The organism is Pelagerythrobacter marinus (assembly GCF_009827515.1).
Taxonomy (GTDB): domain Bacteria; phylum Pseudomonadota; class Alphaproteobacteria; order Sphingomonadales; family Sphingomonadaceae; genus Pelagerythrobacter; species Pelagerythrobacter marinus.
Genome location: NZ_WTYO01000002.1, coordinates 201,853 through 221,694 on the forward strand (window position 1 = coordinate 201,853; position 19,842 = coordinate 221,694).

The window sequence follows — 19,842 nt, forward strand, 5'->3', positions numbered from 1 at the left end:
CCACGGCTTTGCCCAGATGAGCGCGCCGACCTCCAGCGCCTTCGTACCGATCGCGGCAATGATGTTCGCCGCGGGGCTCGGCATTCCCGTTTTCGCCGCGCTGAATGCCGCACTGGGCCAGCAGCTCGGCGGCCCCGTCGCCGCGACCGCGGTGACTTTCGCGGTTGGATTCGTGATCGCCAGCGCGATGCTGGCCTTTACCGGTTTCCCCGCTGCCAGTGCCTTCACCTTCGAGCGGCCCTGGTTGTGGATCGGGGCGCTCGTGATGTTGTTCTACGCCACTTCGGTGGCATTCTCCGCCCCGCGTATCGGCCTGGGCAACGCGATCTTTTTCGTGCTGCTCGGCCAGATCGTCGCTGCGGCGATCATCGACCATTTCGGCCTGCTTGGCTCCATCCAGAGCGCGATCACCCCCAAGCGCGCGCTGGGCCTGGTAGTCATGGCAGTCGGCCTCTACCTAGCCAGGAAACCCGTATGACCAATATCCGCACCGATTGGACCCGTGACGAGATCGCGGCGCTGTTCGATCTTCCTTTTACGGAATTGCTGTTCCAGGCCGCCACCGTCCACCGCGAATTCCATCCGCCCGAGCAGGTGCAGCTCTGCACGCTGCTGTCGATCAAGACCGGCGGGTGTCCGGAGGATTGCGGCTATTGCTCGCAAAGCGTGAAGGCCGACAGCGGGGTCGAGGCGACCAAGCTGATGGACGTCCAGCGCGTGCTGCAATCGGCGGCACAGGCCAAGGACGCCGGCTCCCAGCGGTTCTGCATGGGCGCTGCATGGCGCAACCCCAAGGACCGCGACATGCCCGCGATCGTCGAGATCGTGAAAGGCGTGCGCGCGATGGGGATGGAGACCTGCATGACGCTGGGCATGTTGACGCCCAGGCAGGCCGAGATGCTCAAGGAGGCCGGGCTCGATTATTACAACCACAATGTCGACACGGGCCCGGAATATTACGAGCGCGTGATCTCGACCCGCAATTACCAGGACCGGCTCGATACGCTGCAGAACGTGCGCGATGCGGGGATCAACGTTTGCAGCGGCGGGATCGTCGGCATGGGCGAGACGCGCGACGACCGCGTCGGCTTCGTCCACACGCTCGCCACGCTCGAACGCCATCCCGAAAGCGTGCCGGTCAACGCGCTGGTGCCGGTCAAGGGCACGGTGCTGGGCGACATGCTCGCCGATACGCCGCTTGCGAAGATCGACGATATCGAGTTCGTCCGTACCGTGGCGGTGGCGCGGATCTGCATGCCGATGAGCATGGTGCGCCTTTCGGCCGGGCGCGAGAGCATGAGCGAAGCGACGCAGGCGCTGTGCTTCATGGCAGGGGCGAATTCGATCTTCACCGGCGACAAGCTGCTGACCGCCCCCAATGCCGGCGACGATACCGACGCCGCGCTCTTCGCCAAGCTCGGGCTGACGGCCCTGCAGCAGGATGAACCGATGCGTACGGCTTCCTGCCAGGGCGCCTGCGAGCCGGCCGAGTAAGGAAAGGGAGACGATGACCGAACAGAAGCTGGAAACGCTGACGATCCATGCCGGGCAGGAGCCCGATCCGACGACGAAGGCGCGGATCACGCCGATCTACCAGACGGCAAGCTATGTTTTCGACGATCCCGACCACGCCGCGCGGCTGTTCGGCCTGCAGGAATTCGGCAATATCTATTCGCGCATCATGAACCCTACCAACGATGCGCTGGAAAAGAAGATTGCCGCGCTCGAAGGCGGGGGCGGAGCTCTCGGCGTGGCGTCGGGCCATGCCGCGCAACTGATTGCGTTTCACACGCTGATGGAGCCGGGCTGCAACATCGTCGCCGCGAAAAAGCTTTATGGAGGCTCGCTCAACCAGCTTGGCGAAAGCTTCCGCAAGTTCGGCTGGGAAACGCGCTTCGTCGATGCCGACGATCCCGCCAATGTCGCTGCGGCGATCGATGACAAGACGCGCTGCGTCTTCATCGAAAGCCTGGCGAACCCCGGCGGCGTGGTCAGCGATATCGCGGCGATCGCCGGGGCCGCGCACGATGCCGGCGTGCCGCTGATCGTCGACAATACCCTGGCAACGCCCGCGCTGTGCCGTCCGTTCGATCACGGCGCCGACATCGTCGTCCATTCCTGCACCAAGTTCCTCAACGGCCACGGCAATGCGGTCGGCGGGCTGATCGTCGATTCGGGCAGGTTCGACTGGAAGGCGAGCGACAAGTTCCCCAGCCTGACCCAGCCCAACGGTTCCTATCACGGGGTGGTGCTCGCCGACGCGCTCGAACCGATCGGGCCGATCGCCTTCATCACCGCCTGCCGCGTGCTCGGGCTGCGCGATCTCGGCCCCGCGATGGCCCCGATGAACGCCTTCCTCGCGCTCACCGGCATGGAGACGCTGGTGCTGCGCATGGAGCGGCATTGCAGCAACGCGCTGGCGGTTGCGCAATGGCTGCGGGACCATGCGAAAGTGGCGTGGGTTTCCTACGCCGGGCTGGACGGCGACCGGTACAAGCCGCTGGCCGACCGCTATCTCGGCGGGCACGGCGGCGCGGTCTTCACTTTCGGGCTGAAGGGCGGGTTCGAAGCGGGCAAGGCGCTCGTCTCCGGAGTCGGGATGTTCAGCCACCTCGCCAATATCGGCGATACGCGCAGCCTGATCATCCACCCGGCCTCGACCACCCACAGCCAGCTTTCGGCCGACGAGCTGGAGGCGGCGGGCGCAGGCCCCGACGTCGTCCGCCTTTCGGTAGGTATCGAGCACGTGGACGATATCATTGCCGACCTCGACCAGGCCCTGGCCCAGATCTAAGCGCACGGGAAGACCGACGATGTTCAAGAAGATCCTCATTGCCAATCGCGGCGAAATCGCCTGCCGGGTCATCAAGACCGCCCGGCGCATGGGCATTGCCACCGTGGCCGTCTATTCGGACGCCGATGCCCGCGCGCCCTTCGTCCGCATGGCCGACGAGGCCGTGCATATCGGCCCGGCGCAGGCATCCGAGAGCTATCTCGTCGCCGACAGGATCATCGCCGCCTGCAAGCAAACCGGGGCGGAGGCGGTGCACCCGGGCTACGGCTTCCTGTCCGAACGCGCGAGCTTCGTCGAGGCGCTGGCGAAGGAGGGAATCGCCTTCATCGGGCCGCCGGCCGAGGCGATCGCGGCGATGGGCGACAAGATCGAATCGAAGAAGATCGCGCGCGAGGCGGGGGTGAACGTCGTCCCCGGCTTCGTCGGCGAGATCCGCGATACCGATCACGCGGTCGAGATCGCCAACGACATCGGTTACCCGGTGATGATGAAGGCCAGCGCCGGCGGCGGGGGCAAGGGCATGCGCCTCGCCTATAGCGAGAAGGACGTACGCGAGGGCTTCGAGAGCGTGAAGCGCGAAGGGCTCAATTCCTTCGGCGACGACCGCGTCTTCATCGAGAAGTTTATCGAGGATCCGCGCCATATCGAGATCCAGATCCTCGGCGACCAGCACGGCAACGTGATCTACCTGAACGAACGCGAATGCTCGATCCAGCGGCGCCACCAGAAGGTGGTCGAAGAGGCGCCGTCGCCGTTCGTGACGCCGAAGATGCGCAAGGCGATGGGCGAACAGTGCGTCGCGCTGTCGAAGGCCGTCGGCTATTACAGCGCGGGCACGGTCGAACTGATCGTCAGCGGCGCCGACAAGACCGGGGAAAGCTTCTACTTCCTCGAGATGAACACGCGCCTGCAGGTGGAGCATCCGGTCACCGAGGCGATCACCGGCGTGGACCTGGTCGAACAGATGATCCGCGTCGCCGCGGGCGAGAAGCTGGCGATCGCGCAGGACGACGTGAAAATCGACGGCTGGGCGATCGAGAACCGCGTCTATGCCGAAGACCCCTATCGCGGCTTCCTCCCGTCCACCGGGCGCCTCGTGCGTTACCAGCCGCCGGTCGAGCCCTGGGCCGACGACGGGCAGGCGAACGGCCGCCGCGGCGTGGACGGCGTGCGCGTGGACGACGGCGTGTTCGAAGGCGGCGAAGTCTCGATGTTCTACGACCCGATGATCGCCAAGCTCGTCACCTGGGGCGCGACCCGCGACGAGGCGGCCGACCTGCAGGTCGCCGCGCTCGACGCCTTCCGGATCGAGGGGCTGGGCCACAACGTCGATTTCCTCAACGCGATCATGCAGCACCCGCGGTTCCGCTCGGGCGAACTGACGACCGGCTTCATCGCCGAGGAATATCCGGAAGGCTTCGCCGGCGCGCCCGCTTCGGACGAGCTCAAGCGCGTGCTGGCCGCGGTGGGCGGGGTGATCGCCACCGCCGATGCCGACCGCGCGCGCCGGATCGACCAGCAGCTCGACAGCGCGTTCTACGCCCCCGGCGACTGGACCGTGCGGATCGGCGAGCGCGAGGAAGGCTCCTCCACTTATGAGGTGCGCCTGGGCGAGGACGCGATCACCGTCGATGGCGAGCCGGTCATGCTGGAGATGGAATACACGCCCGGCGACGCGACGGTCTCGGTCGAATACGGCGGGAGCGAGGAGGGGGACGGCGAGTGGCTGACCCTGCAGTTGCGGCCGACGCGCACCGGCTATGCTGTCACGACGCGCGGCGCGACGCATCACCTGCGGATCCTGCAGAGCCGGATCGCGCATCTCGCCGGCCACATGATCGAGAAGGAGCCGCCCGACCTTTCGAAGATGCTGATCTGCCCGATGCCGGGCCTCCTGGTGAAGCTGCACGTGGCGGAAGGCGACGAGGTCCAGCCCGGCCAGCCGCTGGCGACGGTCGAGGCGATGAAGATGGAAAACATCCTGCGCGCCGAGAAGCAGGCCATCGTCGGCAGGATCAACGCCGGCGAGGGCGACAGCCTCGCGGTGGACGAGGTCATACTGGAGCTGGAATAGGACGATGCATCTCAGCCATGCGCCCGACGCTCCCGCGGCGGAGCAGACCGATTTCGCGACTTTCCTGAAGGCCGACATCCGCGTCGGCACGATCGTTTCGGTCGAGCCTTTTCCCGAGGCGCGCAAGCCGAGTTACCGGCTGCGGATCGATTTCGGGCCGGCGATAGGCGAGAAGAAGAGTTCCGCCCAGATCGTCGCGAACTACGCGCCGGAGGAGCTGGAGGGCCGCCAGGTCGCGGCGGTGGTCAACTTTCCGCCGCGGCAGATCGGGCCGATGATGTCCGAAGTCCTGACGCTCGGGTTCGCCGACGAGAACGGCGAAGTCGTGCTGTTCCAGCCGGACAGGCCGGTGCCGAACGGGTCGCGCCTGTTCTGATGGCCCGGCGCGTCTGGACGATCGGCTACGAGCAGGTCACCCAGGCCGCGCTGGTCGAATGCCTGGCCAAGGCGGGGGTCGAGGTTCTCGTCGACGTGCGGTACCTGCCGCTGTCGCGCAGGCCGGGCTTCTCCAAGAACAGCCTGCGCGCCGCGGTGGAGGAGGCGGGGATCGGCTATCGCCATTTCCGCCATCTCGGCACCCCGTCCGAAGGGCGCGCGGCGGCGCGGCGGGGCGACCTCGCCGCGCTCGATCGGATCTATTCCGGCCAGCTCGAACTGCCCGAGGCGCTGGCCCAGATGGCCGAGCTGCGCGCCCTGGCCGAAACCCGCCGGGTGGCGCTGCTGTGTTACGAACGCCAGGCCTGCGAATGCCATCGCAACCTGCTGGTCGCGGCGCTGTTCTCCGATTTCGAGCAGGTCGATCTCCAGCCCGAGCTAGTGCGCGCGTAGCTGTTCGTCGAGGAAGGCGGCCACGTCGGCCAGCGCGACATCGCGGTCCACGAAGGCCGCGCCGATCCCCTTCAGCAGGATGAAGGGCAGGGTGCCGGCGTCCATCTTCTTGTCGTGCAGCATATGGTCGGCAAGGCGCCGCCCGTCGCAGTCGAGGCCGAGCGCGGCGATCTCTCCCGGCAAGCCCGCGGCATCGACGGCCGCGGTCACGCGCGCCGCTTCGTCCGCGGACATAAGCCCGATGCGCGCCGAATAGCGCGCGGCCAGCACCATTCCCAGCGCCACCGCCTCCCCGTGCAGCAGGCGATCGGAAAAGCCCGTTTCGGCCTCCAGCGCGTGGCCGAAAGTATGGCCGAGGTTCAACAGCGCGCGCCGGTCGGCCGTCTCGCGTTCGTCCTCGGCGACGATCCGGGCCTTGGCCGCGACGCTGGTGGCGACGGCATGTTCCAGCGCCTCGCTCTCCCCCGCGATCACGCGCGGGCCGTTGTCGGCCAGCCAGTCGAAGAACGCGCGATCGCCGAGAACGCCGTATTTCAGCACTTCGGCATAGCCGGCGCGCACCTGCCGGCCGGGCAGGGTGCCGAGGGCGGAAAGGTCCGCCAGCACCAGCGAGGGCTGGTGAAAGGCGCCGACCAGGTTCTTCCCCGCGCCGGTATTGATCGCGGTCTTGCCGCCGACCGAGCTGTCCACTTGCGCGAGGAGCGAGGTCGGGAGCTGGATGAAATGGCATCCACGCTTGAGAATCGCGGCGGCGAAGCCCACCAGGTCCCCGATGACCCCGCCGCCCAGCGCGACGACGTGATCGCCCCGCTCGACCTGGCCGGCGAGCAGCCAGTCCACCACCGTCGCCAGCCCCTGCCAGCTCTTGGCCGATTCGCCGGGATCGAGGACGAGCCAGCGCGTCGCGATCCCGCCCGCCGCGAACGACCGTTCCACCGGCTCGCGCCAGTGGCCGGCGACATTGGCGTCGGTGACGATCGAGACGGCCCGCTTGCGCAGCAGCGGCGCGCAATGGGCCGCGGCATCGGCCAGGAGGCCGGGCCCGATATGCACGTCGTAGGATCGTCCGCCCAGTTTGACGGGGACTACAGCCATCGGTCGAGTGCTCCGATAATGGCCATCGCCGTATCGACGTGCGGGCCGTTTTCGCCAGTGATTCGGATATGGGCCTGCGAGTAGAACGGTTCGCGTTCGCGGTGCAGGCGCGAAAGGATCTCGTGCGGGTCGCCTTCGCGCAAGAGGGGGCGCACGTCGCGGCGCGTGGTGCGTTCCACCAGGGTATCGATATCGCAGTCGATCCACACCACGGCCGCCTGGTCCAGCAGGAGGGCGCGCGTTTCCCCGTTCACGAACGCGCCGCCCCCGGTCGCGATCACGCCGCGGCGATCCTCGATCAGGCGGGCGATCACCCGGCGCTCTCCGTCGCGGAAATAGGGTTCGCCGAAACGGTCGAAGATGTCGGACACGCTCATCTGCGCCGCGGCCTCTATCTCCTCGTCGGCATCGACGAAGTCCTTGCCCAGCAGGGCGGCGAGCTTGCGCCCGACGGTGGACTTGCCCACGCCCATCAGCCCGACCAGCGCCACCGGCCGATCGATCCGGTGGGCGATCCGCGCAATCTCTGCATCGCTGAGCTTTTCGGCGGCATGGGTCATTGCCGCTTCGCCTATAGATGGGCTAGATGCCGCGCAACCATGCAGGGTGTGCAGGAAAGGTCCGCTGGATTGGCAATGACGGGTAGGCGTGCCGTGGGGGCGATCGTGGTGCTGGTTGCCGCGCTGGTGCTCTATGCATGGATCGACGGCGGGGAAGAGCCGCTGCGGCCCATTGCACAGCCGGTCGCGCTGCCCGGGGCTGCGCGATGAAGGGCGCGCTCGCGACAGGCGCGGCCCTGCTGGCGCTCAGCTCCACGCTCGTCCTGGCGCAGGACGCGCCGGAATCGCTGCTGCCGCCCGGGTTCGACGACCCTCCGCCGCCGGCCCAGCCAAGCCCGGTCCAGCCAAGCCCGGCCCCGACCGCGCGCCCGACGGCAACCCCCACCGCCGCCCCGACGCCTTCCGCGCCCGGCACGAGTTCGCCGGTCGTCCAGCCCCTGCCGCAGGATGGCCCTTCCGCACCGGCCCCCGCGCCGTCGATCGACCTGCCCGACGAACTCCCCTCGCTGGAGGAGCTGGAGGCGATGGACACCGATGCGCTCGACGAGCTGCTGGGGCTGAAACCGCGGTTCGACATCCCGCCTGCCGCGCGCCGCTCGCTCGAAAGGATCGGCGTGATCGGCCCGCGCGAAGGCGGCTTCGCAACCGCCTCGCTCGCGGCGCAGCCCGAATCGCTGGTGCGCGCGGTCCTGGCCGGGACGCGCGGCCCGCTGGTCTCGCGCTGGGGCCATATCCTCGTGCGCCGGGCCCTCGCCAGCCGCCTCGCCGCGCCCGGGGGGATGGACCCGGTGGAGTTCGCCGCGCTGAGGGCCGCGACGCTCAATGCGCTGGGCGAATACACCGCCGCGCGCGCGATCGTGCAGGATATCGACACGGCCAACTGGAACGATGCGCTGACCGATGCCGCGCTGGATGCCTATATCGCCACGGCCGACATTGTCGGCGCCTGCCCGGCGATCCAGCTGCAGGGCAATGCGCGCGAGGACGGGCAATGGCAGCTCTGGCGCTCGATCTGTTCCGCCTACGCCGGGCAGGGGGTGCGCGCCGGCACCGAGCTGAGCCGCGCGCTCTCGCGCGGGACGGCGCCTGCGATCGACGTGCTCCTGGCCCAGCGCCATGCCGGCGCGGCCGGGGCCGGGCGGCGGGCGGTTCACCTCGAATGGGACGAGGTGGAGGACATCACCCCCTGGCGTTACGCGCTGGCCACGGCCGTCGGTGCCGAGATCCCCGAATCGCTGCTGGCCGAACCGGCGCCCTATTACCAGCGCGTCTCCGCGATCTCGCCGATGCTGGCACCCGCGCAGCGGGCACCCGGCGCGCTGGCGGCCGCGGGGGAGGGCATCCTGTCCGCTTCCGCGATCGTCAGCCTCTACAGCCAGGTCCTGGCCGACGGCGCCGAGGGAGAGGCCGCGGAAACGGCCGCCACCCTGCGCACGGCCTATGCCGCGCCGACGGCCGCCGAACGGGTCGAGGCGATGCGGACGATCTGGGGCATGGACGAGCGCGATCACGGCCTGCAGGTCCTGACCGCCTATGCCGCCGCGCGGCTCGCGCCGTCGAGCCAGTGGGCCGCAGATGCGCCGGCGCTGATCGCCTCGATGCTCACCGCCGGGCTCGATCGCGACGCGATGGAATGGTCGGGCGTGGTCGAGGAAGGCAGCCAGGCCTGGGCCCTTCTCGCCCTCGCGGAACCGGGCGAAAGCGCGGTCTCGAGCGGCGCGCTCGACGCCTTCGTCGATGACGACGACAGCGCGGGCCAGCGCAAGTCGCGCTTTCTCGTCGCCGCGCTCGCCGGGCTGGGCCGGATCGATGGCGACACGCGGCGATCGTTCGCCGATCGCCTCGCGCTCGATCTCGATCGCCATACCCGCTGGACCCGCACGATCGACCGCGCGGCCGAAGTGGACAATGCCGCGCTCGTCGCGCTGCTCGCGGGCCTGGGGATGCAGGGCGACGGGTGGGACCGGATGACCGCGCGCCACCTGTTCCGCATCGTCGATTCGCTCAACCGCGTCGGCCTCTCGGCGGAGGCGCGCATGATCGCGGCGGAGGCCGTGGCGCGGGCCTGATGACCGCCGCGGTCGAGGATTTCCTCGCCATGCTCGCGGCCCAGCGGGGCGCGGCCGCCAATACCCTGGCCGCCTATCGGCGCGATCTCGAAGGGGCAAGCGAGGCCGTCGGCCCGCTCGACAGCGCCGGGCGCGACGATCTCGCCCGCCTGGGCCGGGCCTGGGCGGACCTCGCGCCGTCCACGGTCGCGCGCAAGGTATCGGCCCTGCGCCAGTTCTACGGCTTCCTGGTGGACGAGGGCCTGCGCGAAGACGATCCCTCGCCCGCGCTGCCGCGTCCTGCGACGCGCCGCCCGCTGCCCAGGGTTCTCGACCACGGCGAGGTGGAGGCGCTGTTCCGGCGCGCGGAGGAGGAAGCTTCCGGCGACAAGCCGCTCGCCGTCCGGCAGCTGGCCCTGCTCGAGCTGCTCTACGGCTCCGGCCTGCGGGCCAGCGAGCTCGTGTCGCTGCCGCTGGCGGCCGTTCCGCGCGATGCGCCGTTCCTGACCGTGAGCGGCAAGGGGGGGCAGGCGCGCATGGTGCCGGTCGGCGGCCGGGCGCGGCAGGCGCTGTCGCGCTGGCTGGCCCTGCGCCCGGCGGGCGGGCGTTACCTCTTCCCCTCGCGAGGGGGCGCGCACCTGACGCGGGTCCGGCTGTTCCAGATCCTGAAGGCCCTCGCCGCCCGCGCCGGCCTGGCCCCGGAAAAGGTCAGCCCCCATGTCCTGCGGCATGCCTTCGCCACCCACTTGCTGGAGGGTGGGGCGGACCTCCGGGTTCTCCAGTCGCTGCTCGGGCACGCCGATATCGCGACGACGCAGATCTATACCCACGTCGACAGCGCGCGCCTGGTCGCGCTGGTAAACCAGCGCCATCCCCTTGCCGATCGCGGCCGCCGTGACTAGGCGCAGAGCCATGATTTCCTACCTCGAATTCGAGAAGCCTGTCGCGCAGCTGGAAGCACGCATTGCCGAGCTTCGATCCGCGGCCGAAGGCGACGACGTCGATATCTCGGCCGAGCTCCGGCGGCTCGAGCGCAAGAGCGCCGACCTGCTCGCCAGCACGTATGCCGCGCTGACGCCGTGGCAGAAGACGCAAGTCGCCCGTCATCCGGCGCGGCCGCATTTCCGCGACCTCGTCCACCACGCGTTCGACGAGTTCATCCCGCTCGGCGGCGACCGTTATTACGGCGAGGACGAAGCGATCCTGGGCGGGTTTGCCCGTCTCGGCGGGCGGCGCGTCATGCTGATCGGGCACGAGAAGGGCAACGATACCGAGAGCCGGCTGCGGCACAACTTCGGCATGGGCAAGCCCGAAGGTTACCGCAAGGCGATCCGCCTGATGGAAATGGCCGGGCGCTTCGGCCTGCCGGTCGTGACGCTGGTCGATACCTCGGGTGCCTTTCCCGGGGTGGAGGCGGAGGAGCGCGGCCAGGCGGAGGCCATTGCCCGCTCGACCGAGGCGTGCCTCGCGCTTCCGGTGCCGATGGTCGCGACGATCGTCGGCGAAGGCGGATCGGGCGGCGCGGTCGCGCTCGCCAGTGCCGAGCGGGTCCTGATGTTCGAGCACGCGATCTACTCGGTCATCTCGCCCGAAGGCTGCGCGTCGATCCTCTGGCGCACGGCGGAAAAGGCGCCCGACGCGGCCGAAGCGATGAAAGTGACCGCGCAGCACCTCGAAAAGCTGGGCGTGATCGATCGCATCGTGCCCGAGCCTGTCGGCGGCGCGCACCGCGATCCCGCGACCGCTGCGGGCAGCCTGGCGCAGGCGATCGGCGAGGAACTCGACGCCCTGGCCGGCCGCTCCGCCGACGAGCTGCGCCGCGCGCGCGAGGAACGCTTCCTGCGGATCGGCGGCGCCTGATCGGGGCAGGCGGGAACCAAGGGCTCGCCGAAGGGGTTCGTTCCGCAGGATGGATTGCAGCGGCCGCAAGCATGCCGCGCCTGCCCGGAGGAGACGAGATCCCATGCCCCGCCTGAAGAAGATCGCACTCGGTTGCACCGCGGCCCTGCCGCTCGTCCTGGCCTCCTGCATGGGGGCGGGGGGCAATATCCCCAGCGCATCGACGCCGATCACCCAGTCCGAAGCCCAGACCGGGGCCGAGGCGCATCCCAAGCTCCTCGCCGAATTCGGCGGCGCGATGACCGGCTCGCACGCGCAATACGTCCAGCAGGTCGGGCGCAACATCGCGGTCCAGTCCGGCCTCGGCAACGCGGCATCCGATTTCACCGTCACCCTGCTCAACAGCTCGGTGAACAACGCCTTCGCGATTCCGGGCGGCTATGTCTACACCACGCGCCAGCTGGTCACGCTGATGAACAACGAGGCGGAACTGGCCGGCGTGCTCGGGCACGAGGTGGGCCATGTCGCCGCGCGCCATTCGCAGCGGCGCCAGGCGCGCGCGCAGCGCAACACGCTGCTCGGCGCGGCAGGCGCGATCCTCTCGGGCATTTTCCTGGGCGACAGCGGCATCGGGCAGCGGCTCTCGCGCGGGTTCCTCCAGGGTTCGCAACTCCTCACGCTGCGCTTCTCGCGCAGTCAGGAGCTGGAGGCCGACCAGCTCGGCGTAACCTACCTGACCCGGGCCGGCTACGATCCGCGCGCAATGGCGACGGTGCTGCAGAGCCTTGCGGCCCAGAACGCTCTCGATGCCTCGCTGCAAGGGCGCGGAGACGCGACTTTGCCCGAATGGGCTTCGACCCACCCCGACCCGGCCAGCCGGGTGCAGACCGCGCGGCAGATGGCGGGCGACCGCACCGGCGTGACCAACCGCGACACCTTCCTCGCGCGGATCGACGGGCTGGTCTATGGCGACGACCCGGAACAGGGCATTATCGAGGGCCGGCAGTTCATCCATCCCGAGCTGCGGCTGGCATTCACCGCGCCGCAGGGCTTCTACATGGTCAACGGCACGCGCGCGGTGTCGATCAACGGCCAGAGCGGGCAGGGCCAGCTGAGCACCGGGCCCTATGACGGGAACCTTTCCAACTACGTCCGGAACGTCTTCCGCGCGCTGGGCGGCAGCGGCCAGGCCCTGGCCCCGGCGAGCCTGCAACGCACGACCGTGAACGGCCTGCCGGCCGCCTATGGCACGGCGCGGGTCAACAGCGGCAATGGCCAGGTCGACGTGGTCGTCTTCGCTTACGAGTTCTCGAACGGCCAGGCCTATCACTTCGCCACGATCAGCCAGGCGGGCCGGTCGGGCGTGTTCACGCCGATGTTCAACTCGATGCGGCGAATCAGCCAGGCCGAGGCGAGCCGGGTCGTTCCGCGGCGGATTGATGTGGTGACGGTACGCAGCGGCGAAACGGTTTCGTCGCTGGCGAACCGCATGGCCTACGACAACGCGAAGGAACAGCGCTTCCGCGTCCTGAACGGCCTCGGCTCGCGCGATACGCTGCGTGCCGGGCAGAAGGTCAAGATCGTCGTTCGCGGCACCTGACCTCGCGCCGCGCCGCAAGCCGACGCGAAAAGGGCGGCGGGATCGCTCCCGCCGCCCTTCGCGTGTCTAGGTTCGTCGCCGATCAGGCCGCGACGAGGTCGTCCGAAACGGCCGAGAAAGTGGCCGAGAGGTTGTCGCCCAGCGTCGACATGGCGGTGATCGCGGCAACGGCGATCAGGGCGGCGATGAGGCCGTATTCGATGGCGGTGGCGCCCTGCTCGTCGCGGAGCAGCTTGTTGATGAACTTCATGTATAGTCTCCTGGTCCAGTCTTCGATACCCGAACTCTTTCCAAAACGCGGAACGAGCAATTGTTGGAAATACGCGGGGAGAATTGACAAAATGCTAAGGGCTGGCGGGCCCGATATTCTCCTAGCCTCTTTCCTTCGTGACTTCGGTCGAAACCGTGCTCCACAACGCGATGCTTTCATCGGCAACGGTCGTGAACGCGCCGATGCAGGCGACGACGATCAAGGTCACGATCAGGCCGTATTCAACTGCGGTCGCCCCGCGGGTGTCGCGACCGATGCGTGTCAGAAAATGCTTCGACTGCATTGGTCGCCCCCGATACGGTCCCTGGAAGGGCTTTTGGGCCTCAGGTGTTAAGAAAAGGTTTTCAGGCGGGCCCGAGATGGAAAATTCCCCGACATGGATCGCGGTCGCCGCGCTTGCCCTGCAGCGGGACGACGGGCGCTGGCTGATGCACCGGCGCCCGGCCGACAAGCACCACGGCGGCCTGTGGGAATTCCCGGGGGGCAAGGTCGAACCCGGCGAGATGCCCGACGCCGCCCTCGTGCGCGAGATTCGCGAGGAGCTGGGCATCGCGGTCGATCGGGCTGCGCTGGCCCCTGCCGCCTTCGCCCAGGGCCCGGCCGGCGGGGCCGGGCCGGCCATTGTCATTCTTCTTTACACCGCCAAGCGCTGGCGCGGGGAGCCGGCGGCTCTGGAAGGCGGCGAGGTCGCCTGGTTCGCGGCAGCGGAAATCGCGACGCTCGATCGCCCCCCGCTCGACGTGGCGCTTTGCGACAGGCTCTTTTCCCCGGGAACCGAACTTTCCCGACAATAGGGGATTGCCAAGGCCGAATGCCGCCCCTATGTGGCGCCCTCCAAGCGCGCCCGTAGCTCAGCTGGATAGAGCACCAGACTACGAATCTGGGGGTCAGAGGTTCGAATCCTTTCGGGCGCGCCATTTTCCCCTTTCGCCAAGGATCGCAGCAGCGGCGCCCGTCACGGACGCCGCCGCCGGGCGATTCACGCGCCGCTGTCCTTTCCGCCGGCGGGCAGGGGGACCGGCTCTGCGAAAGTGTGCGTCACGTGGGGATAGGGGATTTCGACCCCGGCTTCGTCCAGCGCCTTCTTGATCGCGAAGACGACGTCGTTGTGGACCGCGAACAGGCTGTGCTCGTTCGTGTCGATCCACCAGCGGACGAGGAAGTCGATCGAGCTGCCGCCGAACTCGCGGGCATAGACTTCGGCCCCGCGCTCGCGATCGATCCCTTCCACCGTCGACACGGCCCGGGCGAGAATGTCCTGCACGGCGGCGAGGTCGCTGTCGTAGGAGACGCCGACCGTGAGATCGAACCGGCGCTGGGCCTGGTCGGTGAAGATCTTCACCGCGTTCTTGAAGATCATCGAGTTGGGCAGGATGGTCAGCTCGCCCGAGAACTGGCGAACATGGGTTTCGCGCAGGGTGATCTTCTCCACCGTGCCACTGATACCTTCGGCCTCGATCGTGTCGCCCAGCTGCATCTTCTCGCGCAGCATGATCAGCACGCCGGCAAGGAAGTTCTCGAAGATGTCCTGGAAGGCGAAGCCGATCGCCACGGCGCCGATCCCCAGGCCGGCTACCACCCCCCCGAAGGTGAAGCCCGGTACCAGGATCGTCAGCGCAAGCAGTATGCCGACGATCCACACGGCGAGCTTGCTCAGCGTCTTGAGCAGCTCCTTCAAGTCGTTGCGGACGCTGGACCGCTCGGCGATCCGCCGGCTGATCGAAACCGCCAGGCGGGCGAGAAAGGCCGTCGCCACCAGGACGACGGCCGCGATGGCCAGGTTTGGCAGAAGTTCGACCGCGCCCCGGGCCATTTTCTGCAGTTCGTCCTGCAGCACCTGCACGTAGTTCAATGAATGCTCCCTCTGTTGCCTCCAGAGGGAACGGGCCGGGGCGCGGTATCGTTCCTAGGAGCGCGAAGCGTGCTCCTGGCGGGCGATCTCGTGCAGCCAGTCGGCGTGGCGCGGGGCCTTCTTGGTCCGGCTCCATTCGTCGAGCATCGGCATCGCCACGCGCTTCAGTTCGGCATATTGCTCGTCGGTCCCGATATCGGCGGCCAGTTCGACCCGGTGCCCGTTGGGATCGAAGAAATAGATCGACTTGAAGATGCCGTGATGCGTCGGGCCGAGGACGTCGATGCCGAGCCCCTCGATATGATCCTTCGCGGCGACAAGCTCTTCCTCGCTGCCGACCTTGAAGGCCAGGTGCTGGACCCAGGCCGGGGTATTCTCGTCCCGGCCCATTTCCTTCTGCGTCGGCAGTTCGAAGAAGGCCAGGACATTGCCATTCCCGGCGTCGAGGAACACGTGCATGTAGGGATCGTATTCCCCGGTCGAGGGCACGTGGTCTTCGGAAAAGGCGCTGACATATTCCATGCCCAGCACTTTCTCGTACCACTCGACGGTCTCTTTCGCGTCCTTGCAGCGATAGGCGGCGTGGTGAACGCCGCCCAGCCTGATCGGGTGCTCGCTCATTCGGCCGGCTCCGCCTCTGTGGACGCGCCCTCCTCGACCTTCAGCGCGCCGCGCTTGATCTGGTCGCGCTCCATGCTCTCGAACAGGGCCTTGAAGTTGCCTTCGCCGAAACCCTCGTCGCCCTTGCGCTGGATGAACTCGAAGAACACCGGCCCGATCTGCGCCTCGGCGAAGATCTGGAGCAGCAGCCGCGGCTGGCCGCCTTCCGTCGTGCCGTCCAGCAGGATGCCGCGCGCCTGCAGTTCCTTCGCGTCCTCGCCGTGGCCGGGCAGGCGCTCGTCGAGCATCTCGTAGTACGTCGCGGGCGGGGCGGTCATGAACGGCACGCCCAGCTTCTTGAGATTGTCCCAGCAGGCGATCAGGTCGTCGCAGATCAGCGCGATGTGCTGGATACCCTCGCCGTTGAACTCGCGCAGGTATTCCTCGATCTGGCCCTTGCCGCCATCGCCTTCCTCGTTGAGCGGGATGCGGATCTTGCCGTCGGGCGCGGTCAGCGCCTTCGAGGTCAGGCCGGTATATTCGCCCTTGATGTCGAAATAGCGGATTTCCTGGAAGTTGAAGAGCGATTCGTAATAGTCCGCCCAGTACTTCATCCGCCCGCCGTAGACGTTGTGGGTCAGGTGATCGATCAGCTTGAAGCCGGCACCGGCCGGGTGCTTCTCGACACCGGGCAGATATTCGAAGTCGATGTCGTAGATCGAAAGGCCTTCGCCGTCCTCGTTCTCGTACCGGTCCACCAGGTAGAGGATGGCCCCGCCGATTCCGCGGATCGCCGGGATGCGCAGTTCCATCGGGCCGGTTTCGACCTGGACCGGCTCGGCGCCCTTGTCCATCAGGTGGTCCCACGCCCTGGCCGCGTCGCGCACGCGGAAGGCCATGCCGCAGGCCGACGGCCCGTGCTCGCGCGCGAAGTACCACGCGGCACTGCGCGGTTCGTAATTGGTGATCAGGTTGATCCCGCCCTGGCGCCAGAGCTGGACGTCCTTGCTGCGGTGGGTCGCGACGTGGGTGAAGCCCATGGCCTCGAACACGGGTTCGAGCACGCCCTTTTCGGGTGCGCAGAATTCCACGAACTCGAAACCGTCAAGGCCGGCGGGGTTGTCGAACAGGTCGGGCATCTGAAGCTATCTCCTTGGTTATTGGTTTCATATGTAACCAATTCGGCGCCAGCGCGCAAGGGCGGGTCCGGACAGGCGGCCAATCGCGACAAACGCCTTGAATCCACGGGCAAACTGTGATTCTGTCGCGACATGACGCGCGAAGGACACAGGATCACTCTCCCCCGGGAGAAGTTGACGCAGGGGCTGGCCCTCGCGATCCTCCTGCTGCTCATGGCGCTTGCCATTGCCGGGCCCAGCGGGCTGCTCGCCTGGGGGGAGAATGCCCGCCTGCTCGAACAGCGCCAGACCCGCATCGCCGAACTGGTGGAGGAGCGGGACGCGCTGAAGAACCGGGTCGACCTGCTCGATCCCGCGCAGGCCGATCCCGACCTCGTCGGCGAGCAGCTCCGGCAGAACTTCAACGTCGTCCATCCCGACGAGCTGGTGCTGATCCTCGACGAAACCGGCGAATAGGCGCCGCCCTTACGGAATCGCGCCCCCCCGGCGCACGGCGGCACCCGCAAAATTTCGTATTCACGGCGTCGCCGGGGCGTTGCGCCTGCAATCGGCTTGCGCCTATAGGGCGGCCATGCCGCGAGAGACGGCACGCCTCCCCAGGTGATCGCGACAACCGAGGAAAGAGATTTGGCCAGAACCGCCAAGACCCGCAAAACGCCCGCCGGCAACAAAGGCAAAGGCCCGGCGGAAGACGTCGATTTCGCGCTGCACAGCCTCCAGGAAGCGTTCGAGAAGGCGAAGCGTTACGACGCTTCGGAGGACGAGCTGCTCGCGTTCTATCGCCAGATGCTGCTGATCCGCCGGTTCGAGGAAAAGGCCGGGCAGCTCTACGGCCTCGGCCTGATCGGCGGTTTCTGCCACCTCTATATCGGGCAGGAAGCGGTCGCGATCGGCCTGCAGAGCGCGCTCGACAACGATCGCGACAGCGTGATCACCGGTTACCGTGACCACGGCCACATGCTGGCCTACGGCATCGATCCCAAGGTCATCATGGCCGAGTTGACGGGCCGCCAGGCCGGCATCTCCAAGGGCAAGGGCGGCTCGATGCACATGTTCAGCACCGAGCACAAGTTCTACGGCGGGCACGGCATCGTCGGCGCCCAGGTGGCGCTGGGCGGGGGTCTCGCGCTCGCGCACAAGTACAACGAGGACGGCGGCCTGTGCCTCGCCTATTTCGGCGACGGCGCGGCCAACCAGGGCCAGGTCTACGAGACGTTCAACATGGCCAGCCTGTGGAAGCTGCCGATCGTCTTCGTGATCGAGAACAACCAGTACGCGATGGGCACCAGCACCGCCCGTTCGAGCGCTGAGACCGAGTTTCACCGGCGCGGCACGGCGTTCCGCATCCCCGGCATGGACGTGAACGGGATGGACGTGCTCGAGGTGCGCGCCGCGGCCGAAGTCGCCTTCAAGCACGTGCGCGAAGGCATGGGCCCGGTCCTGATGGAACTGAACACCTATCGCTATCGCGGGCACTCGATGTCCGACCCGGCGAAATACCGCACGCGCGAGGAAGTGCAGGACATTCGCGAGCACAAGGATCCGATCGAGGGGCTGAAGAAGACCCTGGTCGAGCAGGGCAAGAGCGAGGACGACTTGAAGGCGATCGACAAGGAAATTCGCAAGATCGTGGCAGAAGCTGCGGATTTCGCGGAAAATTCGCCGGAGCCGGAGCCGGCCGAACTCTACACCGATGTCCTGGTGGAGGGGTACTGAGCCATGGCGATCGAACTGAAGATGCCGGCGCTTTCGCCCACGATGGAAGAGGGAACGCTGGCCCGCTGGCTGGTCAAGGAGGGCGACGAGGTTTCCTCCGGCGATATCCTGGCCGAGATCGAGACCGACAAGGCGACGATGGAGTTCGAGGCGGTCGACGAGGGCACGGTCGGCAAGATCGTCGTGCCCGAGGGGACCGAGAACGTGAAAGTGGGCACGGTGATCGCGGTCCTGGCCGACGAGGGCGAGGACGTGGGCGATATCGAGGCGTCTTCCGCGGAACCGGCGGATGAAGGGGAAGAAAGCTCCGCGGCCGATGACGACGAGGGCGCATCGGCAGGCCCGGCGCCCCAACGGCCCCGGCGCGAACCGCGCGCGGACCCGGAAATTCCCGATGGCACCAACATGGCCAGCGTCACCGTGCGCGAGGCGCTGCGCGATGCGATGGCGGAAGAAATGCGCCGCGACGAACGGGTCTTCGTCATGGGCGAGGAAGTCGCCGAGTACCAGGGCGCCTACAAGGTCACCCAGGGCCTGCTCGAAGAATTCGGCCCGAAGCGGGTGATCGACACCCCGATCACCGAATATGGCTTCGCCGGCATCGGCACGGGCGCGGCGATGGGCGGACTGCGTCCGATCGTCGAGTTCATGACCTTCAACTTCGCGATGCAGGCGATCGACCATATCGTGAACTCCGCCGCCAAGACGAACTACATGTCCGGCGGCCAGATGCGGTGCCCGGTGGTCTTCCGCGGCCCCAACGGCGCGGCGAGCCGCGTGGCGGCGCAACACAGCCAGAACTACGGTCCGTGGTATGCTAGCGTCCCCGGCCTGATCGTCATCGCGCCCTATGACAGCTCGGACGCGAAAGGCCTGCTGAAGGCCGCGATCCGCAGCGAAGATCCGGTCGTCTTTCTGGAGAACGAGCTGGTCTATGGCCGCACGTTCGAACTGCCCGAGCTGGACGACCACGTCCTGCCGATCGGCAAGGCCCGGATCATGCGCGAAGGCGCCGACGTGACGATCGTCAGCTATTCGATCGGCGTTGGCTTCGCGCTCGAGGCGGCCGAGCAGCTGGCGGACGAGGGGATCGATGCCGAGGTGATCGACCTTCGCACCCTGCGCCCGCTGGACAGGGACGCGATCCTCGAAAGCCTGGCCAAGACCAATCGCCTCGTCATCGCCGAGGAAGGCTGGCCGACCTGCTCGATCGCGTCGGAAGTGATCGCGATCTGCATGGAGGACGGCTTCGATCATCTCGACGCGCCCGTCCTGCGGGTCTGCAACGAGGACGTGCCGCTGCCCTATGCGGCCAACCTCGAGAAGCTGGCCCTGATCGACGCGGAGCGCATCGTCGAGGCGGCGAAGAAAGTCTGCTACGTCTGATCGTGTACCCGGCGGTGCGCCGCGTCGCGGCCGCCGCGGC

General features: G+C 67.7%; 22 protein-coding genes and 1 tRNA gene. 16 read left to right on the forward strand and 7 right to left on the reverse strand.

The genetic code is table 11. The features are described 5' to 3' along the window. The first annotated feature begins 16 nt into the window (after positions 1–16). From GRI72_RS04815 to GRI72_RS04840, 6 genes are read left to right on the forward strand one after another with little or no spacing between them, the layout of a single operon-like run. Positions 17–478: a DMT family transporter gene (locus tag GRI72_RS04815; protein ID WP_237486798.1), complete on the forward strand. Its 462-nt coding sequence runs from the start codon at positions 17–19 to the stop codon at positions 476–478. Next, entirely contained in the window at positions 475–1,494 is a 1,020-nt protein-coding gene (gene bioB / locus GRI72_RS04820; RefSeq protein WP_160732803.1) for a biotin synthase BioB, read from the forward strand. The genes GRI72_RS04815 and bioB overlap by 4 nt, the downstream gene beginning before the upstream one ends. A 13-nt stretch (positions 1,495–1,507) precedes the next feature. After that, a complete protein-coding gene (locus GRI72_RS04825; protein WP_160732804.1) occupies positions 1,508–2,794 on the forward strand; it encodes an O-acetylhomoserine aminocarboxypropyltransferase in 1,287 nt (428 codons plus the stop codon). Between the two features lie 19 nt (positions 2,795–2,813). Further along, complete coding sequence (locus tag GRI72_RS04830; protein ID WP_160732805.1) at positions 2,814–4,868, forward strand: acetyl-CoA carboxylase biotin carboxylase subunit; 2,055 nt, start codon at positions 2,814–2,816, stop codon at positions 4,866–4,868. 4 nt (positions 4,869–4,872) lie between these two features. Continuing rightward, positions 4,873–5,244, forward strand: a complete 372-nt coding sequence (locus GRI72_RS04835) for a tRNA-binding protein (RefSeq protein WP_160732806.1) — start codon at positions 4,873–4,875, stop codon at positions 5,242–5,244. After that, positions 5,244–5,696, forward strand: a complete 453-nt coding sequence (locus GRI72_RS04840; protein WP_160732807.1) for a DUF488 domain-containing protein — start codon at positions 5,244–5,246, stop codon at positions 5,694–5,696. Before GRI72_RS04835 ends, GRI72_RS04840 begins: the two co-directional genes overlap by 1 nt. On the opposite strand, the gene aroB is transcribed toward GRI72_RS04840, so the two are convergent. After that, positions 5,682–6,791: a 3-dehydroquinate synthase gene (aroB, locus tag GRI72_RS04845; protein WP_160732808.1), complete on the reverse strand. Its 1,110-nt coding sequence runs from the start codon at positions 6,789–6,791 to the stop codon at positions 5,682–5,684. The genes GRI72_RS04840 and aroB overlap by 15 nt on opposite strands. Further along, positions 6,782–7,351 carry a shikimate kinase gene (locus GRI72_RS04850; protein ID WP_160732809.1) on the reverse strand — a complete coding sequence of 190 codons (570 nt, stop codon included), beginning with the start codon at positions 7,349–7,351 and terminating at the stop codon, positions 6,782–6,784. Before GRI72_RS04850 ends, aroB begins: the two co-directional genes overlap by 10 nt. A gap of 75 nt (positions 7,352–7,426) precedes the next feature. On the opposite strand from GRI72_RS04850, the gene GRI72_RS14835 reads away from it, so the two are divergent. The 5 genes from GRI72_RS14835 to GRI72_RS04870 all read left to right on the forward strand — a co-directional run bounded on the left by GRI72_RS14835 (position 7,427) and on the right by GRI72_RS04870 (position 12,838). Further along, positions 7,427–7,561 (forward strand): hypothetical protein, encoded by a 135-nt coding sequence (locus GRI72_RS14835; protein ID WP_272916368.1) that lies wholly within the window; start codon positions 7,427–7,429, stop codon positions 7,559–7,561. Then, complete coding sequence (locus tag GRI72_RS04855) at positions 7,558–9,420, forward strand: hypothetical protein (protein ID WP_160732810.1); 1,863 nt, start codon at positions 7,558–7,560, stop codon at positions 9,418–9,420. The genes GRI72_RS14835 and GRI72_RS04855 overlap by 4 nt, the downstream gene beginning before the upstream one ends. Continuing rightward, complete coding sequence (locus tag GRI72_RS04860; protein WP_160732811.1) at positions 9,420–10,301, forward strand: tyrosine recombinase; 882 nt, start codon at positions 9,420–9,422, stop codon at positions 10,299–10,301. Before GRI72_RS04855 ends, GRI72_RS04860 begins: the two co-directional genes overlap by 1 nt. Before the next feature lie 10 nt (positions 10,302–10,311). Next, the gene (locus GRI72_RS04865; protein WP_160732812.1) at positions 10,312–11,259 is read left to right on the forward strand and encodes an acetyl-CoA carboxylase carboxyltransferase subunit alpha; all 948 of its coding nucleotides are present in this window, start codon (positions 10,312–10,314) and stop codon (positions 11,257–11,259) included. Positions 11,260–11,362: 103 nt separating this feature from the next. Then, the gene (locus GRI72_RS04870; RefSeq protein WP_160732813.1) at positions 11,363–12,838 is read left to right on the forward strand and encodes a M48 family metalloprotease; all 1,476 of its coding nucleotides are present in this window, start codon (positions 11,363–11,365) and stop codon (positions 12,836–12,838) included. A gap of 82 nt (positions 12,839–12,920) precedes the next feature. On the opposite strand, the gene GRI72_RS04875 is transcribed toward GRI72_RS04870, so the two are convergent. Then, positions 12,921–13,088: a Flp family type IVb pilin gene (locus GRI72_RS04875; protein WP_160732814.1), complete on the reverse strand. Its 168-nt coding sequence runs from the start codon at positions 13,086–13,088 to the stop codon at positions 12,921–12,923. A gap of 121 nt (positions 13,089–13,209) precedes the next feature. Next, positions 13,210–13,392 (reverse strand): Flp family type IVb pilin, encoded by a 183-nt coding sequence (locus GRI72_RS04880; protein ID WP_160732815.1) that lies wholly within the window; start codon positions 13,390–13,392, stop codon positions 13,210–13,212. A gap of 76 nt (positions 13,393–13,468) precedes the next feature. Between GRI72_RS04880 and GRI72_RS04885 the strand changes: the two genes are divergently transcribed. Together GRI72_RS04885 and GRI72_RS04890 are read left to right on the forward strand one after the other, a co-directional pair. Continuing rightward, positions 13,469–13,903, forward strand: a complete 435-nt coding sequence (locus tag GRI72_RS04885; protein WP_160732816.1) for a (deoxy)nucleoside triphosphate pyrophosphohydrolase — start codon at positions 13,469–13,471, stop codon at positions 13,901–13,903. A 46-nt stretch (positions 13,904–13,949) separates the two neighbouring features. After that, positions 13,950–14,026 (forward strand) — tRNA-Arg (locus GRI72_RS04890). Between the two features lie 62 nt (positions 14,027–14,088). On the opposite strand, the gene GRI72_RS04895 is transcribed toward GRI72_RS04890, so the two are convergent. From GRI72_RS04895 to hppD, 3 genes are all read right to left on the reverse strand, one after another. Further along, positions 14,089–14,952, reverse strand: a complete 864-nt coding sequence (locus GRI72_RS04895; RefSeq protein ID WP_337191151.1) for a mechanosensitive ion channel family protein — start codon at positions 14,950–14,952, stop codon at positions 14,089–14,091. Positions 14,953–15,015: 63 nt separating this feature from the next. Beyond that, the gene (locus GRI72_RS04900) at positions 15,016–15,582 is read right to left on the reverse strand and encodes a VOC family protein (protein ID WP_160732818.1); all 567 of its coding nucleotides are present in this window, start codon (positions 15,580–15,582) and stop codon (positions 15,016–15,018) included. Next, positions 15,579–16,700 (reverse strand): 4-hydroxyphenylpyruvate dioxygenase, encoded by a 1,122-nt coding sequence (gene hppD / locus GRI72_RS04905; protein WP_160732819.1) that lies wholly within the window; start codon positions 16,698–16,700, stop codon positions 15,579–15,581. Before hppD ends, GRI72_RS04900 begins: the two co-directional genes overlap by 4 nt. Positions 16,701–16,832: 132 nt before the next feature. Here hppD and GRI72_RS04910 point away from each other — a divergent pair, with 132 nt between their 5' ends. From GRI72_RS04910 to GRI72_RS04920, 3 genes are all read left to right on the forward strand, one after another. Then, entirely contained in the window at positions 16,833–17,156 is a 324-nt protein-coding gene (locus tag GRI72_RS04910) for an FtsB family cell division protein (RefSeq protein WP_160732820.1), read from the forward strand. Between the two features lie 171 nt (positions 17,157–17,327). Beyond that, complete coding sequence (pdhA, locus tag GRI72_RS04915; protein ID WP_160732821.1) at positions 17,328–18,416, forward strand: pyruvate dehydrogenase (acetyl-transferring) E1 component subunit alpha; 1,089 nt, start codon at positions 17,328–17,330, stop codon at positions 18,414–18,416. Between the two features lie 3 nt (positions 18,417–18,419). Continuing rightward, positions 18,420–19,802 (forward strand): pyruvate dehydrogenase complex E1 component subunit beta, encoded by a 1,383-nt coding sequence (locus GRI72_RS04920; RefSeq protein ID WP_160732822.1) that lies wholly within the window; start codon positions 18,420–18,422, stop codon positions 19,800–19,802. Positions 19,803–19,842 lie beyond the last annotated feature (40 nt).